Annotated in this window: 8 protein-coding genes; 2 read left to right on the top strand and 6 right to left on the bottom strand. The window is 44.7% G+C overall.

What is annotated here, in order from left to right:
• Positions 1–20: 20 nt before the first annotated feature.
• The 4 genes from LZG73_RS10540 to LZG73_RS10525 all read right to left on the bottom strand — a co-directional run bounded on the left by LZG73_RS10540 (position 21) and on the right by LZG73_RS10525 (position 12,395).
• Positions 21–3,209, bottom strand: a complete 3,189-nt coding sequence (locus LZG73_RS10540) for a TonB-dependent receptor (protein ID WP_233848585.1) — start codon at positions 3,207–3,209, stop codon at positions 21–23.
• Positions 3,210–3,677: 468 nt separating this feature from the next.
• Positions 3,678–7,247 (bottom strand): VCBS repeat-containing protein, encoded by a 3,570-nt coding sequence (locus LZG73_RS10535; RefSeq protein WP_233848584.1) that lies wholly within the window; start codon positions 7,245–7,247, stop codon positions 3,678–3,680.
• Between the two features lie 90 nt (positions 7,248–7,337).
• Positions 7,338–9,080 carry a RagB/SusD family nutrient uptake outer membrane protein gene (locus tag LZG73_RS10530; RefSeq protein WP_233848578.1) on the bottom strand — a complete coding sequence of 581 codons (1,743 nt, stop codon included), beginning with the start codon at positions 9,078–9,080 and terminating at the stop codon, positions 7,338–7,340.
• A 69-nt stretch (positions 9,081–9,149) separates the two neighbouring features.
• On the bottom strand, positions 9,150–12,395 hold the full coding sequence (locus tag LZG73_RS10525) for a SusC/RagA family TonB-linked outer membrane protein (RefSeq protein ID WP_409014325.1): 3,246 nt from the start codon (positions 12,393–12,395) through the stop codon (positions 9,150–9,152).
• Positions 12,396–12,646: 251 nt separating this feature from the next.
• Here LZG73_RS10525 and LZG73_RS10520 point away from each other — a divergent pair, with 251 nt between their 5' ends.
• Positions 12,647–14,170, top strand: a complete 1,524-nt coding sequence (locus LZG73_RS10520; protein WP_233848576.1) for a VCBS repeat-containing protein — start codon at positions 12,647–12,649, stop codon at positions 14,168–14,170.
• A 1-nt stretch (position 14,171) separates the two neighbouring features.
• Here the strand turns inward: LZG73_RS10520 and LZG73_RS10515 are convergent, their stop codons facing one another.
• Entirely contained in the window at positions 14,172–15,320 is a 1,149-nt protein-coding gene (locus LZG73_RS10515; RefSeq protein WP_233848574.1) for a carboxypeptidase-like regulatory domain-containing protein, read from the bottom strand.
• A gap of 160 nt (positions 15,321–15,480) precedes the next feature.
• Here LZG73_RS10515 and LZG73_RS10510 point away from each other — a divergent pair, with 160 nt between their 5' ends.
• Positions 15,481–16,356: a hypothetical protein gene (locus LZG73_RS10510; protein ID WP_233848573.1), complete on the top strand. Its 876-nt coding sequence runs from the start codon at positions 15,481–15,483 to the stop codon at positions 16,354–16,356.
• A 54-nt stretch (positions 16,357–16,410) separates the two neighbouring features.
• On the opposite strand, the gene LZG73_RS10505 is transcribed toward LZG73_RS10510, so the two are convergent.
• Positions 16,411–18,174 (bottom strand): phospho-sugar mutase, encoded by a 1,764-nt coding sequence (locus tag LZG73_RS10505; RefSeq protein ID WP_233848571.1) that lies wholly within the window; start codon positions 18,172–18,174, stop codon positions 16,411–16,413.

Below are 18,174 nucleotides of genomic sequence, written 5' to 3'. Positions count from 1 at the left end.
TCAGTTTGAAGGAGCCGGGTTTAGAAAGAGAAGTTCAGGCCGACCAGGAATGTACGGGACACTGGCATGTAACCGCCGTCGAAGCCAAGTGTGTTGTCGGATCCCGTCTGGATTTCGGGGTTAAGACCTGTGTACTTGGTGATTGTCAGCATGTTTTGGCCCTGAATGTAAACTTGCGCATTGCTAAACCCGATCTTTGAAGAAGCGACTTTTGGCAAAGTGTAAGTCAGCTGCACATTTTTGAGGCGGAAATAAGTGCCTTTTTCAACGAGATAGCTCGATGGCCGGCTGCTGATCTGGTCGTCTGCGTCCATAATGGGCACAGTGCCTTCCTTATGATCGGGCTGCCATGCGTCGTAAAGTGCGCGTTTTGCGCGGTTGCCCTGAAATGTGTTGAAATCGGTGAAATAGCGCAGATAATTGAAAATCTCGTTGCCCACAACGCCATTTCCAAAAACGGTCAGGTCAAAAGCTTTGTAACCCAGATTCAGGTTGACGCCGTAAACAAAATCCGGGTGCGGATTCCCGATCACTGTGCGATCTTCATCCGTGATTTTGCCGTCGTTATTAATGTCAGCCATTTTGAACTTGCCAGCCTTGTTGTATTTCTCATAAGGCGCCCAGGCTTTTGCTTCTTCATCGGATTGGAAAATTCCCAAAACTTTATAACCATAATAAGACGACAATGGCAAACCCGCTTGTGTAAGCGTAACGGCCGGCACCCGCGATCCCGCACCAAAAAACTTGGTGTTATCACTCTCATCAAGCTTGTCAACCGTGTTTCTGTACATTGAATAGTTTGCCGACAAGCCGTAACGGAAATCGCCTTTCATTAATGTGTTGCGATATCCGATCCCCAGATCAATGCCTTTGTTGGTCATTGCACCCACATTGAATGATGGCGCATTGGCATCACCGGCTGTAAATGTGATGGGCGTCGAGAAAAGCATATCCGCCGTTTTTCTGTTCCAAAAGTCGATCTCAAATGTTAAGGCATCGTTCAGGAATGTTGCGTCCAGGCCCAGGTTATTGGAAGTCGTCGTTTCCCATTTCGCATTCGGGTTCCCGAATGACGATGCATCATAACCAATGGTCGGCTGGCTTGGCGATCCGTCGATGGGATAACCCGCGTGGAAAATATCTGCACGATAAGTTGTAAATGCGTTGTAGTCACCAATTTTTTGGTTTCCGGTTTTGCCCCATCCATATCGGATTTTCAAGTCATTAATGAATCCGAATTCTTTCATAAAGCTTTCTTCCGACAACCGCCATCCTGCGCTAAATGCAGGGAACAAAGCGCTTCGGGACGCTGCCTGGAAGCGGGAGGAGGCGTCATTCCGTAAAATGAATTGGAGCAAATATTTATCGGCATATGCATAGTTAACCTTTCCAAATTGCGAGTAAAGGCTGTAATCCCGGTTTACACCGCCAAAGTTAGTTGCCTTGGTCGCATCGCCCAGGTTCAGATAATTGATGATTGAAGGGATTTCAAATGCATATCCGGAACGTGCTGCGCCAAACTCTTCGGCAAATTCCCGAATCGCTTCAACGCCGACATATGCGTCGACTTTATGATTTGTCCCGAAGTTGCGCGAGTAACTCAGCGTGTTGGTCCACACCCATTGGTAAGAATAATAGTCGGTTGAGGTGGATCCGTTGTTAAAACTTCCTTCCACATATTCCGGGTTGGCCCGTCCAATGTAACGGCCCCGCTGGCTTACACCGTCGATGCCCAGGCTGGTTTTAATGGTGAGGTTAGGGATTATGTCAAATTCGCCATACACGTTTCCAAATGCCCTGAGGCGGTAAGTTGTGTTGTCTTTTTCACGGAATAATGTGGCGTAGGGATTGGAGTTATTTCCAAGGTTTGCTCCTCTCGAACCCGCGAAGTTTCCTGCAATGTCATAAACCGGAAGCAACGGATGGTGCTTGTAACTTCCCGAAACAGCGTTTTGCTCCTGGTTATTCCCAAATCCGCCTTTTCTGTTATCGAACGAAACGGCAAGGTTTTCGCCCACACGCAGTTTTTTTCCCAAAGCAGAAAATTCCGTATTCGCGCGGATTGTGTAACGATCATAACCAATGAATTTCACAACCCCATCCTGACTAAAATAACCCACAGAAAGTGCATAACGACTGTTTTCCGTTCCACCCGATGCCGAAATCTGATAATTTTGAATGGGCGCCGTCCTTGTCAATTCCTCCCACCAGTTGGTGTCTGACGCTTTTGTGATGGCATAAATGTTACCCGGAACGAGCGAATATTTAGCAGGATCAACGTCCGGCGTGCCTTCTTTTCCTTTGCTCGGAAAAACATAGTCAGGAATCGTTATTTCACCATTTGGACCAAAAGTATACTGACCGTGTGAAGGCGTTTTTCCAGCATATTTATCGGCCAGATAAAGATATTTTCCCAATTCCTCCGCATTCAATGCTTCCGCATCTTTGTAGGTTTTTTGCGTTCCGTAATATGCGTTGAATGAAATGATTGGCTTGCCAATCTTTCCGCGTTTTGTTGTAATAATCACGACCCCGTTGGCAGCTCGGGAACCATAAATTGAAGCCGATGACGCATCTTTCAGGATTTGAATGGTCTCAATGTCGTTCGGATTCAGGTTGCCCTGGTTTTCAGTGGGCACGCCGTCAATGATAAATAACGGATCGTTGTTGCCAATCGTACCGAAGCCCCGTATACGCACGGTTGCATTTCCGCCGGGCGTGGCATCGTTGACAATGTTAAGACCCGAAGCGCGGCCCTGCAATTGCTGTGCAAATGTCGTTGCCGGCACAGATTGCAGATCTTTTGCATTAACTGTCGTTACCGAACCGGTGATATCGCGCTTGGATTGCGAGCCATATCCGGTTACAATGACTTCTTCTAATGCACTTACATCGCTCAGCAATGTGACATCAATCACCGACCTGTTGCCGATTACGACCTCTTTGGCTGTGTAACCGATGAATGAAATGACGATTGACTGGGCATTTGAAGGAACTTTGATGGAATAGTTTCCATCTGCGTCTGTGGTGACGCCCACTGATGTCGAACCTTTTAAGGTCACCGAGGCGCCGGGCAAGCTTGTGCCTGATTGTTCGTCCGAGACTTTCCCTGAAATTGTCAATTCTTGGGAAAATACATTTTGACAAACGAGAAACAGAAGCACACTGAAAAACAGCCTACTTCCGAGGAGAAGGTAATTTTGTTTCATCACATCTAGCTAGGTTAATATTAGTATTGCGATCAAAACTATCATTTTCCATCAGGAAAAAATCTAATATCAATGCATTATATCAAAATAAATATTTAATTGTATTATATCAATATTGTACACTCTGGAATGATTGTATTTTTTTCATTTTAACGCGCTAATTTCTTCAATGTCAAAAATGAATTTTTAAGTAAAATTTGCAAGTGTCAATATTACAAGTAACACATTATCAGCTTTTTAAAGTAACATACTGGTGACAAAAACTGATTTTAGCGAACATTTAAGATTGTGTTTTATGCAGAAACGGTCAGTTTTGAGGAAAATCGATTTGTAAAAGAATAGTTACATAATTACTTAAATTAGTAATAACTGTAAATGTGACAATTTTAGGCGTTATTGGAAATGTTATAAAAAAAACCCGGACTAAAATTAGCCCAGGCTTTTTGCAACATTATTATTTGATCGGTTTTACTTGATCACACGCTTCGCGCCTTTGGAATCTATGGCCACCGCTCCTTCGGCGTTAGTTGGCAAAAACAGCATGTGCGATGATTGCGACAGGAACGAAGAGCCATAACCAGGTTCTTCGCGCCGGGTTTTGCCGCCTTTCAACTTAACCAAAACAGTGGTTTCCGTGGGCATTAACGGGTATTTTTTCACCTCGAAGCGGCTCAAATGAAAGCGTACGGAATCCTTGTTTTGTGAAGTTGCGGTGATCCATTTATCGCCGCTTGACGAAAGCTTGATGAGTCCTTTTGCATTGCCCATGGCTGCATATCCGCTCTTCGCAAGACTCGTTGGCTTGAAAGTCCCTTTGCCATTACCCAATAAAACGAGCCCGTAAAGCGCGTCATAACGGCCGACTGAGACCTCTGAACCATAATCATTTCCAGAAAGCAAGACATCCATGTTCCCGTCCTGGTTAAAATCATCTGCGACCATTCCAAATATGGGTGCCACTTGCGCTTGAATGGGCAATTCATGCACGGCGAATTTTCCTTTTCCCAGATTTTCAATATAGCTGCTTTTCATCCAGGTCGCGGTTACGTGCAGGGCATCTTTCAATTCTTCGGGTTTTAAAATTTCCGGCAAGCTTACTTGCGCAAACTTATTGTATTCCTGAAAACGCTGCCTCACCTGAATGATTTGCTTGCCCATATCGTCGCGCGTGTTGTATGGAAATTCCTTATAAGTCTTGTCATCCGCCCTATAATAAACGGTCGGAATGGCATCGAAATAGCCATCATTGTTGAAATCCTTTGCATACATGCTCACGGGCCTGGCCTCAGATGCGCGTGCAAGTGAATTGAGACCAAGGTTTCCGGCCACGTAATCCATATCACCGTCATTGTCAAAGTCGCCCGCAGTCAAGCTTCCCCACCATCCTTTTTTATCTTCCAGACCGGAAATCGCTTTTTTGAGCTTACCGTTTTCATTTTTGAAAAAAGTGAGTGGCATCCATTCTCCCGCAACGAGCAAATCCACCCAGCCGTCATTATCATAATCGGTCCATAATGCATCGCAAACCAGGCCGATATTTTGCAGTTCTGGTGCGATTATCTTTGTTACATCTGAGAATTTGGCAACATTTTGCTGAGAATCATTCCGCAGCACGAAGCTGGAAACGGATTTGGGATATGCACCGGATTCAACGCGGCCACCAATGAAGAGATCCAGGTCGCCATCTTTATCATAATCCACAGCTTTAATGCACGAGCCATTGACCAAAAACTGCGGCAGGGCGGCTGCATCGAGCGCAAATTTCCCTCTGCCATCATTCAAATAAAGCATTGTTTTTAAGCCCTGTGATCCCGACCGGATTTCATAACTGCCGCTCACAATGCACAGGTCCAGATCCTTGTCGTTATCAGCATCAAACAACAGCACGCCCATATCTTCGGTTTCCTTTGTGATTCCTTCCACGCCGGGAAGCAAGTCTGAAACCTTGAATTTCCCGTTGGCTTGTTGCATCAAGAAACGCCCTTTGTAACTTACTGCGCCGCCAATGAAAATGTCATCCAGGCCATCGCCATTTACGTCCCCGGCCGCCATCGCAGGCCCGAATTGGGATAATTTATGTGGCAAAAGCTTTTGAACATTGAAATCAATAATGTCCGTTTCCTGATGCCGGTAAGGCGGGTTGATGGAAGCGGTGATGTCCGTGAAAAGCGGAGCAGTCGTCTCGCTGTTTTCGCCGGAGTCAATCGGATCAGTCGCATTGGTTTCCGAGAAAGTGAGCACCTGATTTGCTTTGATATTACTCAAAACCTGCGTTTTACCGCCTGGCCAGGTGACTTTAATGTGGTCGATCTTTGTGCTTTTACCTAAACCAAAATGAACAAACGGCTCTACGGTTGACAAATAGCCTCGATAAGGTGAGTTTTCAGCAATTTGCTGCATGGTGTCGGCATAAGTAATCTCTGCAACCGCTCCTATTCCGGCCTTGTTGTAACGGTTCCCCTTGAACGCAACGCGCAAATAATTGCTTTCCTGCGGTTTGATCTGAATGCTGTTGTTGCGATAAACAAAGGCAGAATCGTTGATATTATTCACGACGAAGTCGAGGTCACCGTCATTGTCAAGATCTGCATAGGCGGCGCCGTTGGAGAAACTTGCTGCTTCGAGGCCCCATTGTTCGCTAACATCTTCGAACGCGAGGTTACCCTTATTTCTAAATGCAAAATTGGCAATCTTCACCGTTGGAATGTATTCCAGCATGGCCATTGGCTCCACCAGGCTCGACACTTCATTCCGATAGGCGATGAAATCGAGGTCTGTTATGTCTTTTGGAAAACCATTGGTAATGATCATATCCCGCATGCCGTCGTTATCAAAATCGGTGACCATTGGCGTCCAGCTCCAATCCGTTTCAGCAATGCCGCTAAGCAGCCCTATCTCACTGAAAACCGGACTTTTGCTTTTTCCTTCTGGAGATCCAAGATTCAGCTGCAATGTGTTTCTTGCAACCTGATATTGATAGCCAAACAGTTCGTTGTTTTGATAAGTCACGTAACTATTGGCGGGAGTCATCATTTTTTTTCGGCGGTTGGTTGCTGGCATCATATCCACCGCAATCACATCCACTAATCCGTCATTGTTAATGTCTGCAACATCATTTCCCATTGCAGAATGTGAAGTGTGTTTAAATGTCGTTGGCGCCTTATCGGTAAAGGTTCCGTTTCCATTGTTGATGTAAAGCAGGTCGTTGGTCAGGTAATCATTGGTGACGTAAATGTCTTTCCAGCCATCCTGATTGATGTCCGTGACATTGACGCCAAGCCCGTAACCTTCTATTAATATGCCGGCTTCTTTGGAAATATTGGTAAAAACAGGATGTTTTAAATCCGCGTTCCAGTCATTTCTATAAAGTCGATCGGTCCTTTTCGAAGAGCCGTCGACGATTTTTTGGTGATATTTATTGGGAAAATTATTGTCGTCCATTTCATTGACAACCAGGAAAAGGTCCAGATCGCCATCATTGTCATAATCGAAAAACGCGGCATTCGTTGTGTGTGTCGTGTCTGCGATGCCATATTCCTTTCCCATTTCCTTGAACACCGGCACTTTATTTTTGTCCAATCCTTGATTTACATAAAGCAGGTTTTCACGCTCGCGAGCCACATCACGGACGGATGAACACACGTAAATGTCCAGTAAGTTGTCGCTGTTTATATCAATAAGCGCCACGCCTGTCGACCATTTGTTTTTGGCCTCAACGCCTGCTTTCTGGGTGACATCTTCGAATTTGAAGTCACCTTTGTTGAGATATAATTTATTATCGACAGAATTCCCGGTGAAGTAGACATCTGGTAAACTGTCATTGTTGAAATCGCCCAATGCCACACCTCCGCCATTGTACACATATTCAAACGACAGAATGTTCATCGTGTCATTTTCGTCAATGCGGTTGGAGAATTGAATGCCTGTTTCGTCGCTGTCCAGTTGGGTAAATGTTTTCAGCTCTTTTTTGCAGGATGCAAACAGCAATACAGCAAACAGTGCCGCCAGGATGTGTTTTGAGGGTAAAATAAAATTCATTGGATCATTCAGAATTGGACTTCTCGAAATTAAGAAAAGGAGATGGTAAACTAATACCACCTCCTTTTAAATTACAAACACTAAATTGTATTAATAACCGGGGTTTTGAACAAGCACATCTTTACCAAGCAAATCTATCTGCTCCTGCGGCACTGGCAAGAACTCGTTTTTCTTAGGTGTAAATTTGGTTCCACCTAATGCTCCGCTTAATTTTTTACCCTCATAAGTAAGGTAAGCATTCAAGACAGATTCAGCGATTTCCCAACGCACAAGGTCAAAGAAACGGTGGCCTTCACCTGACAATTCAAGCTTTCTTTCGAAACGAACGGCAGTGCGGGCAGCATCTTTGCTTGCAAACGGAGTTTTGTAAGTTGTGATCACGTAGTTGGCTGCATTTGCACCATTCGCGCGTTTTACAAAGCTTTCCGGATTGGCAGCACGAGCACGTACAAGGTTTACGTAGTCTCTCGCTTTTTCCAATGTTCCCACTTCAATTTCAGCTTCCGCTGCCATTAAAAGCACGTCGGCGTAACGAATGATGTTCACGTTGATCGCTGTGTAACCTGGTGTCCATGAGCTGTTATCCTGCAACGAACCAATGTCCGATTTGTAATAAGCGTATTTTTTAGGCGTATAAGGACCTGCATTCGGCTGGTTACGAATCCAGTCGTTACCTGGGTGATCGATCCAGTCAAGGAACGGAAGTCCGCGACGACCGATTGAATGGTCAAGACGTGGATCAACAGGGCCTGCGTCTGGTGTAAACGGATCGGATGATTTAAGACCCATATCTGTTTTCAACTCCTTGCCCGCTGTGTTGTAAGAACCATCCAACAAAGGAAGTCCTGTTGCATCTGTACGGAAAGAGTTACCCAATTCGAAGCTTGGCTGGAAGAAACTGCAGCAGTTACCCGGACCATTAGGACCTGTGTTATAAGGCCAGTTAAGGTCAAATTCCGGGTTTGCATTGTTTACACTTCCCGTGTTAGCAGCAGCCTGGATCGCAAAAACCGATTCAGAATTGTTGTCATTGGAAGCCTTGAAAGCATCCTGGAACTTAGGAACCAGCGCATATTTTTTACCATTGGTGGTTTTACCATTCGCAATGATCAGATCATAAAGTGCTTTCGCTTCTGCAAACTTTTTCTGATACATGTAGATTTTGGCAAGATAAGCAGCAGCAGCCCATTTGTTCGCTCTACCAGCGGCACCTTGCGTTTCCGGCAGGTTTTCATAAGCGTACTTCATGTCCGCTTCGATCAATGGCCAAATGTCCACAGTGTTAGGAACTGCTTCAATGCCTGTTCCGTAGTCCTTGGTTTCGTCTACAAAAGGAACATTATTGAATCCTCTTTTCAATTCGAAATAGTAATGACCTCGCAGGAAGCGGGCTTCTCCACCGATTCTCTTCTTGTCATCCTCAGTAACGTCAGGTTGCGCGATGCCGATTAGTTTAATCACCAAGTTTGCACGTGCAACGCCTTCATAGTTACCTTTCCATTTGTCCAGGATTACGCCTTGTGTGGTCTGATACTCAAAACGTTGGATTGGGTTGATATCACTAAAATCACCTGGATCCGTTCCTTTGTTGGCATCACCACCGCGGATACTTCCCCACACCCAGTTACTAGCGCTGGCCATACGGTTGGCACGCCCGTTAAGCTGGCCGTACACTGATACAAGCACACCTTCAATTCCTTTTTTGGTGGAAAGCTGTGCTTCATCAAGCTGCCCGGTTGCAGGAATTTCGAGGAAGTTTTCTTTGCAGGAGTATCCGATCAGCATCATTGCAACTAGCAGTGCTAACCCTCCTTTTGATACTATTTTGTTCATTTTATTCATTTTTTTTATCAAAATCTGTCTAAACCGATGTTGTGAATTAAGCGCTTTGAATTTTCGATTTTAGAAACCCAAGTTGATACCGATAGTGTAGCTTCTTGTGATCGGGTAGTTACCTACGTCGATACCAAAGTTTGTATCTGCATTTCCACCAACACCAGGATCAAGACCTTTGTATTTGGTTACAGTAAACAAGTTATTGGTTGAAGCGAATACACGCAGTTTAGACATCCGGATCTTGTTCAAAAGATTGCCTGGCAATGTGTAACCCAAAGTGATGTTTTGCATACGGAAGAATGATCCGTCCTCCACATAGAATGAGTTTGACTGCGTGTTTGTGCTGAAATTGGAAGTGCTTTCGAAGATCGGGGTGTCCGTATCTGTGTTGGTTGGCAACCAAGAATTCTTAACGCGATCACTAACCGCAGCACCAGTAAATGATGGATAGAAATCTGTAAACCATTTAGAAAGGTTGAAGATTTTGTTTCCAATGGATGTGTACATGTAAGTTTCAACATCAAATCCTTTGTAAGTGAATTTCAGGTTGATTCCACCTGTAAACTTCGGAACAGGGCTTCCAAGATAAGTTCTGTCGTCTGCATTGATTACACCGTCGTTGTTGATGTCCTCGTAACGGAAACGGCCTGGGCCTTTACCATCTTGTGCAGGTGCAGCGTCCACTTCTGCTTTGTCTTTGAAAAGACCAGCAACTTTATATCCGTAGAACGAAGAGATTGCATAACCGATCTGGTTTCTGATTGGCTTGATGCCACGGAAATCAGGGTTAACAGTCAAATAGTTGATTCCAGGAGCGAGCGATTCAATGTTGTTTTTAAGAATACCAGCAGTGAAGTTTACTTCATAACCCAGGTCGTTTGTAATCCGGCCACGGTTGATGATCTGCAAGTCAATTCCTTTGTTGGACATTTTACCTACGTTCACCGAAGGAGCAGCAGCATCGTATCCGGCAGTTGCAGTGATCGGCACCTGGAACAAAAGATCCTTGGTGTCTTTTTGCCAAAGGTCAATGATGATATCCAGTTTACCTTTCAGGAATGTTCCGTCAATACCAATGTTTTTGGTGATACTGGTTTCCCATTTAGCGCTTTTGTTACCAATACGTGTACGATAGTAACCTTCCACCGCGCTTGAATTGGTTCCATTGATGTCATAGGATGATTGTCCAAGACTTGCACCATATAAGCTATACTGGTTGTTAGGGTCTACGTTATTTGAGTTACCCATTAAACCGTAACCACCTCTAAGTTTAAGCTCTGTAATGAACGGAACGCTTTTCATGAAGTTTTCTGACGAAATTCTCCATGCTGCAGAGAATGCCGGGAAAACACCATAACGGTTGTTAGCTCCAAAGCGGGATGCACCATCGCGACGAACAACACCTGTAAGAATGTAGCGGTCGTTGAATGTGTAGTTGGCACGCGCAAACAAAGAGTAGAAGTTAACACCTTTGAAATAATCACTTCCTACTTGTTTCGAGCTTACATTATTCATGTTAATGTAATTGATGTCCGTAGAGAATGGGTTCAAACCAGATGAAAACTGATTTTTTCCGATGCCTGTGTTCAATGCTTCCTGACCAATGATTACGTCCAGATTGTGAAGTCCGAATTGTTTCTTAAAGTTGGCTGTGTTTGTCAATGTCCAGCTGAAACGGTGTCCTGAGCCTTCATTGTAACCAAATGCAGAGTTGTTTTCAGAGTTTTCATATTGTAAACGGCTGAAACCTCTGTTGGCATAATTGGAATATTGCGCACCAATGCTTGAGCGCAAAGTCAAACCTGGAACCACATCGAGTTCAATGTAGAAGTTACCAAATCCGTTCCCTCCAAAACCAGCATTGTCTTTCAGACCATCTCTGCTTGCAACCGGGTTACGTGGGTTGTTGAAACCTTTCGCCGCAGTTCCTGCATATCCGCCGAATTCGTCATAAACCGGAATGATTGAAGGCATACGGAATGCAGAAAGAATGTCATTTTCATCCGCAGCTACACCTTGTCCGCCATTTCCACCACCCTGGCCTAGCACCTGTAAATAAGTGAACTGTGCATTTTGACCGATTCTCAGGTTTTTCAGCACGTCGAATTCAGTGTTCACACGGAAGGCATAACGTTTGAAACCATTGTTCAGCATAATCCCTTTTTGATCCTGAATGCTGAAACCTGCATAGAAACGGTTGTTATCACCGCCTCCCGAAAAGCCCAAAGAATGTCTCTGCAACGGCGCATTACGCGTAATGGCGTCATACCAGTCAGTTCCTTGCTTGTTGGCTTTCACCACCTGATAAATAGATCCGCGCGTCGGGTCCACATTGTATTTCAACTTTTCAGCTGCCAGGTCCAAAGAACCGATAACACCCGTTTTTCCACCAACGTTAATGTAGTCAGGCAGAACCGGTTTGTCACCCGAGCCATATTGTCCTTGCGCAATGTTGGTAAACTTTGGCAGCGAGTCACCCTGGAATGCATCATTTCTGATTGCCTGCCAAGTCCAGTCAGCCTGTTCCTGAGGCGTCAACATTGTCTGTCCTTTTCCAGGCGTTGTCACCCCGAAAAGTCCATCATATGTTACGCTCAATTTCTTCGCTTTCTTGGTTCCTTTTTTAGTTGTGTAAACAATTACACCGTTAGCAGCCCGCGCTCCATATATAGAAGCAGCAGCAGCATCTTTCAAAACGGTTGTTGTTTCAATGTCGTCTGGATTAAGGAAGTCTGTTGATCCGGTTGGCACCCCATCCACTACATATAATGGTTCGTTACCGCCGAATGCACCAAAACCCCTTACACGAATCTGGCTTGATGTCCCAGGCTGACCGTTTGTAATAACTGTCACACCCGCTACACGTCCTTGTAATTGCTGTTCAACGTTACCGGATGGCGTTGCAGTCAAATCTTTTGATTTAACCGTTGAAACCGCACCCGTTGTTTCCCTGCGACTGTCAATGGTGTAACCCGTTACAATCACCTCCTCTAGCGCCGATACATCATCATCCATCTGAATGTTGATTACCGACTGGTTGCCCACTGCAACCTCTTTTGTTTTGTAACCTACAAAACTGATCACCAAAGTGGTGGCATTTCCTACATTGATGGAAAATTCTCCATCTCCGTTTGTGTTTGTTCCCGTTTGGGTTCCTTTTAAGACAACCGTGGCCCCTGGAATGCCTGTGCCGGCAAGGTCCGTGATCTTTCCTGTTACCTTACGTTCTTGTGCAAATGCAACAATTGCTGCGAAACTTAGCATGAAGGAGAAAAAGATACTCCTGCCGGAGTTCTTGTAGATTCTTTTCATAATTCTCGGTTAGGTTAATAATTATTAAGCAGCCAAATCTATCATTATTTACACAAATAATAGTCCGTTTTCGGTTAATATTTTCATGTAATGAAATAATAGTATTATAAAAAGATAAAATAATGTCATAGATATCCCGATTTCGGGTGCTTTATTAGAGCATAAGCCCTTATTTTGCCTCAACAAAATATTGTACAATCTTAGTATCCTACAATTTGTCACCATATTTACACTTAAATAATCAGCTTGTTTTGAAATCGAAGTCAATCCTTTTTCTCCTCCTGGTGGCAATCAGCACTTGGGTAGGTTCATGCAAACAGACGGCCCGGACCGAAGCAGTTTTGGCCGGAAAGGCACTTGCTGCCAAGCATTGCAGCGGCTGTCACCTCCTGCCCGATCCGACCCTTCTTGACAAAGCAACCTGGAAGAATGGTGTGCTGCCTGCAATGGCCGAACAACTCGGAATTGAAGTGTTGGAGGGCAACATTTATCTGCATCAAAAACAGTCGGCGATATCTTCTACAGATTGGAACAGGCTCGTTGCTTATTACGAAACGCTCGCTCCAGAAATGCTCGACGACTCCGAGAAAAACGCTCCTGTGGATGACTGGGCATTGTTTTCAATAAAGAAACCGAAAGCTGACAGCCTGATAATCAGCAGCACATTGCTTGTTGGCATTGATTCAGCGAAAAGCAGCATTTATACCAGCGACCTCGAAGATCCCGGAATTTACCGGTTCGACAATTTGAATCATAAACAGCTTGTCACCAGGCTTCCCTCGTCCGCGATTGACATTTGTTTTCCTTCTGCAAAACAACCGCAAACGATTATTACATGCATGGGCGGCATGCGCGCATTGGATGTTACGAAGGGGCAAATTTTTACATTAACTAACGATAGCAACGCCAAACCGAAGGTTATTTCAGACGACCTGACCCGCCCGATCAAAACCCAGCCCATTGACTTCAACAAAGATGGCTTAATGGATTATCTGGTCTGTGCATTCGGGCATAATCTTGGCGGATTGTATATTTTGAAACAAACGAATAATCATATTTTCGAGAAAGTGGCAATCCGTGAAGTACCGGGGGCAACGGATAGCATTATACGCGACTTTAATAGTGATGGCTGGCCCGACGTGATGACGCTATTTGCTCATGGTGATGAGGGAATTTGGCTGTTTTTGAATAACAAAATGGGTGGTTTTGCTACAAAAAACGTGCTTCGCTTCCCTTCCGTCTACGGATCGAGCAGTTTTCAATTTGCGGATGTGACCAATGACGGTAGGCCTGATATTGTTTACACAGCCGGTGACAACAGCGATTTTTCACGGATATTAAAGCCTTACCATGGCCTCTACATTTTCGAGGGCAAAGGGAATTTTGAGTTTGGACAAAAATATTTTTATCCGATTCATGGTTGCATGAAAGCGTTAGCGGCTGACTTTGACAAAGACGGTGATGTAGATATCGCTACAATTGCATTCTTTGCTGATTTCGAAAAGCGACCGAAGGAAACTTTCCTATATTTTGAGCAGGCGAAAAGTGCCGAACAAAGCAAGTTGGGCTTTAAGCCGCACGCCGTTCCTATTTACAAGGATGGCCGCTGGATTTGCATGAATGTTCAGGATTACGATGGTGACGGAGATCCAGATATTGTTTTAGGAAATTATTCCAAGGGCTTTTTGAACCAGGAAAACCTGAAACCTACGTGGGATGTGCACATGCCGTTTGTGCTGCTCGAAAATAAAACTATTCCTGGAAAGCCGCTGTAAATCAATCGTCTCGCTTCCAGTCTGCCGGCAAAAGCGATGAAAACCGATCGTTGCCCAAGTCGCCTGCAATTTCAAAGCCCATTGGGATGGAAACCCAGCCTGATGGCGTAATGACCATGTAACCTTGCGGAAGCGTGATCTGCGTGTAAGCATAAGGCATATCCGAATAAGGAGAGCGCCCTTTTTTCTTCATGAAAAACACTTCCAGCTGTGTCCCGGAAACCACAAGTCGCTCTGTTATGAGCTCGCCCGGTCGCACGAGGCGCATTCCGCGCACGGGCTCAATGCGGTTATGCACATGATTAGCGATCGTATTGTAACCATTCGGCGCTCGCACAGTGTTGAACCTCCGCATGGAATCGGGAATGGCCTGATACACTTTGAAACCCTGCTCCTGCAAGCTGTCAGCAACCATACTTGCGAGCAAATGCTTCACGGAGCCCTGATAAGCGATTTTTTGATTCGCGCGCCACTGCTTTTTCTGCAAACTGTCTTTTGGCACCAGCAGCTCAAACCGCGTGCTGCCTCCATAATAAACCTTCCCGTTGAAATAATCGAAATCATCGAGATCCTGGTGAATGCGGTAACCCAACGCGAGGTTCTCAATAATCAAAGGCTTGGTTGTCTGCGCGGTCAAATGCTTGTCATCATCTTCCGAAATTTTCAAAACCTGCGGATTCAGGATTTTACATTGCTTGCTAAATCGGCTGTTTCCAAGGAGCTCGCGCGTGATGATTTTCAAATATTTTTCGCGTTTCTTATTTTTCTTGGCATATACAGTTACGCCTTCCAGCTCCATTCCCTCGCGCAATTTGAAAAGGACATTCTTGGTTCCCGGCTGCTCGAAGCGCAATGTTTGCTTCACCGTTTCATAACCCAAAAACGAAACCGCCATTTCCAGGTTACCAATCGACAAATTACTTAACCGATAATTTCCATTTTCGTCTGCATTGGTTCCAATGGACGAATTATTGATAAAAACATTCGCAAAAGGAAGCGGCTTGCCCGTTTTTTCGTCGGTCACCTTCCCTACGAGCGTGACGCCACCGCCCTGCTGCGCAAAAACCTGATTAGAGCAAAGGAAAACGACAGCAATCAGCCATAAATAACCGATCTTCTTCGGACTAATTGAATTAATATTCAGATGCATTGGCAAACGCTTCGCTTTTTATTCCAAATATAAAGGCCCGAGTCGAAGGAGCGGCCTGTTTGGAAGAAAAAAAGCGGGGCTGTTGAGAAAAGTAGCACGTTTACCGGGCGAATTGTTTACATTGTATTACTTATTTCGAAAGGCTAAACATCTGAACATTATGCTGTTACCTTACAATTTAGAAATTAGTCTGCAGCGCTGCGCGGCACTGTGCAAATCTGCGGCACTTTTTTCGGCGCTGTGTCTATCAACCGCTTTTGTAACTCCATTTGAAACGAAGTTGACTAAACCGGAACCTGCTGTTGCGAAGACAATGGGACCACTGGTTGGAATGCCACTCATTAACAAACGGTTTGCTGCAAAAGGCATTTTGATTCGTAATGATACGCTTTACTGGTCCGTAACATCGCTCATGACTATTAATGACCTTGGCGTTATGAGGAAAAAAATAGGTGAGTTCGGGGGTGACTTCCTGGTTGGAAACTTTGAACGGGATCCATTAAATAAATACATCACCGCCATAACAATTCACGTAAAAACAAAGTCCGGCTCGACCGGTCTAGGATCAGTAGAAGGCAAAAACGCCCTGCCAATCAAACATTACTCTGGATATCTGATCAAAAACGGACTTGCAATTGGATTACTTTCAGTTCCTGAACCACTTAATCAAACCATTAATGCTGATTATCAGGAGGCTATGTCGTTTTATAAACAAAACGAACTGACTTATTTGAGCAACGCAACCTCGAAACCCAATGTTGAGCAAAGCGATATCTTTTTTTCTAGCGATATCACGTTTTCCAGGGAGTTGTTAGAAGGACGCACTTCCGCCGTAATTCTGGAAATGAGCGGTGTCGGCAAATCAAGTCATAACACGTTTTTGATCACAGACTTATACCGAAATTCAGACCTTTACCTTAATACAAAAAAGGTTAATGTTGACGAACTGAATGCACTTCCGTTTGATAAGTTTGTAAAAGTGCAAATTAAGAAAGATAAATTCGATCGAAAGTTTGTGATCGTGTTTTCTAAATAAAAAAGGGACTGTTCAGTCAGAACAGCCCCTGCATTTGGTTTTGAAAAATAACGATTATATCAATCCAAGCTCCACGCCGATTGCTGTCACTTTGTCTTTCAAGCTTGCGTAAACGCTGTCGAAATCTTCGTTTTTCTCCAAAGCGGCGCGAACGCCTACATAGAATTTGATCTTCGGCTCGGTTCCTGATGGACGGCAGGTAAACTTCGTTCCGTCTTCGGTGAAGAATTGCAACACATTGGAAGGTTCAATGCCCATCTCGCCCGATGGAATCGAATGTGATGTTCCATTTATGAAATCAACCGTGCTTAATGCTTTGTAATCGTCCATTCTGATTACAGCCGATCCGGCCAGCGCTTTCGGCGGGTTGGCACGGAAATCAGCCATCATTTGCTGAATGTCATCGGCACCCGATTTTCCTTTTTTGGTCAATGAAATTAAGCCTTCATAATAGAAGCCGAATTGCTTGTAAATCTCCATCAACATGTCGAAAAGGCTCAAACCTTTGTCTTTTGCATAAGCCGTAAGCTCAGCGATCATCGCACAAGAAGCGATCGCGTCTTTATCACGAACGGCGTCCCCGATCAAATAACCGTAACTCTCTTCGCCGCCGCCGATGAATTGCTCAATGCCTTCTTTTTCACGGATCACCTGCGCAATGTATTTGAAACCAGTCAGCGTGTTATAACATTTCACATCGTAAGCCGCCGCCATTTTATCAATTAAGTCGGTCGTCACAATGGTTTTGCAGACAAACTGGGTTCCGGTCAACTTTCCTGCATCTTTCCATGCATTAAGCAGATAATAAATCAGCACACTGGCAGTTTGATTGCCATTCAGAAGCTGAATCTCTCCATGGTGATTTTTCACTGCAATGCCCACGCGGTCAGCATCCGGATCAGTTCCTAAAACAAGATCAGCATCAATTTGTCTGGCTTTTTCAACCGCTTTCGACATTGCTTCGGTTTCCTCAGGATTTGGATAAATCACCGTTGGAAACTGCCCGTTTCCTCTTGGCTCAGCTTGTTCTTCGATAACGGTTACCGCCTCAAAGCCCATTTTTGCCAAAAGCGCAGGAACCAATGTTACACCTGTTCCGTGCAGGGGCGTGTAAACTATTTTCAACCCTTTTTGCCTTTCCAATGCACCTTTTGAAATGGAAAGTGACAAAATGTGATCCATGTATTTTTCATCAACGTCCGCTCCGATCTTGAAGATCTTGGAAGCGTCGCCATCAAATTTCACATCATCGATGGACGTGATCGCATTCACCTCTTTGATAATGTTGGTGTCGTGCGGCGCCACAACCTGAGAACCATCGTCCCAATAAGCTTTGTAACCGTTATATTCCTTCGGATTGTGCGATGCAGTTACGACAACACCGCTTTTGCAACCCAACAAACGGATCGCAAATGAAAGCTCTGGCGTAGGGCGAAGTGCTTCAAAAAGATAAACTGTAATGCCGTTCGAGGAAAAAATGTCAGCAATGATCTTCGCAAATTCGTCCGACTTAATGCGGCTGTCATAAGCAATGGCCACCTTAATTTCTTCATTTGGAAATGCCTGATTCAGGTAATTTGCCAAACCTTGTGTCGCCGTGCCCACCGTGTAGCGGTTCATGCGATTGGAACCAATGCCAATCAGGCCCCTAAGCCCACCCGTTCCGAATTCCAAATCCTTATAGAACGCATCCGTCAGTTCAATATCGTTTCCTTCATCGATTAATTGTTGGATGGATTGTTTGGTATCGATATCGTAATCACCTGTGAGCCAGCTGCTCACTTTGGTCATTACACTTGGTTCCAATTTTGCAGTCAT

Source organism: Dyadobacter sp. CY326 (genome assembly GCF_021390515.1).
In the GTDB taxonomy this organism is placed as follows: Bacteria; Bacteroidota; Bacteroidia; order Cytophagales; family Spirosomataceae; genus Dyadobacter.
This window is presented reverse-complemented; position numbering and strand designations above follow the sequence as displayed.

Excerpts from the sequence above, each read along its gene's own strand:
- LZG73_RS10505 (WP_233848571.1), bottom strand. The coding sequence starts at position 18,174 with ATGACTGCAAAATTGGAACCAAGTGTAATGACCAAAGTGAGCAGCTGG.
- LZG73_RS10515 (WP_233848574.1), bottom strand. The coding sequence starts at position 15,320 with ATGCATCTGAATATTAATTCAATTAGTCCGAAGAAGATCGGTTATTTA.
- LZG73_RS10525 (WP_409014325.1), bottom strand. The coding sequence starts at position 12,395 with ATGAAAAGAATCTACAAGAACTCCGGCAGGAGTATCTTTTTCTCCTTC.
- LZG73_RS10530 (WP_233848578.1), bottom strand. The coding sequence starts at position 9,080 with ATGAACAAAATAGTATCAAAAGGAGGGTTAGCACTGCTAGTTGCAATG.
- LZG73_RS10540 (WP_233848585.1), bottom strand. The coding sequence starts at position 3,209 with ATGAAACAAAATTACCTTCTCCTCGGAAGTAGGCTGTTTTTCAGTGTG.
- LZG73_RS10535 (WP_233848584.1), bottom strand. The coding sequence starts at position 7,247 with ATGAATTTTATTTTACCCTCAAAACACATCCTGGCGGCACTGTTTGCT.
- LZG73_RS10510 (WP_233848573.1), top strand. The coding sequence starts at position 15,481 with ATGCTGTTACCTTACAATTTAGAAATTAGTCTGCAGCGCTGCGCGGCA.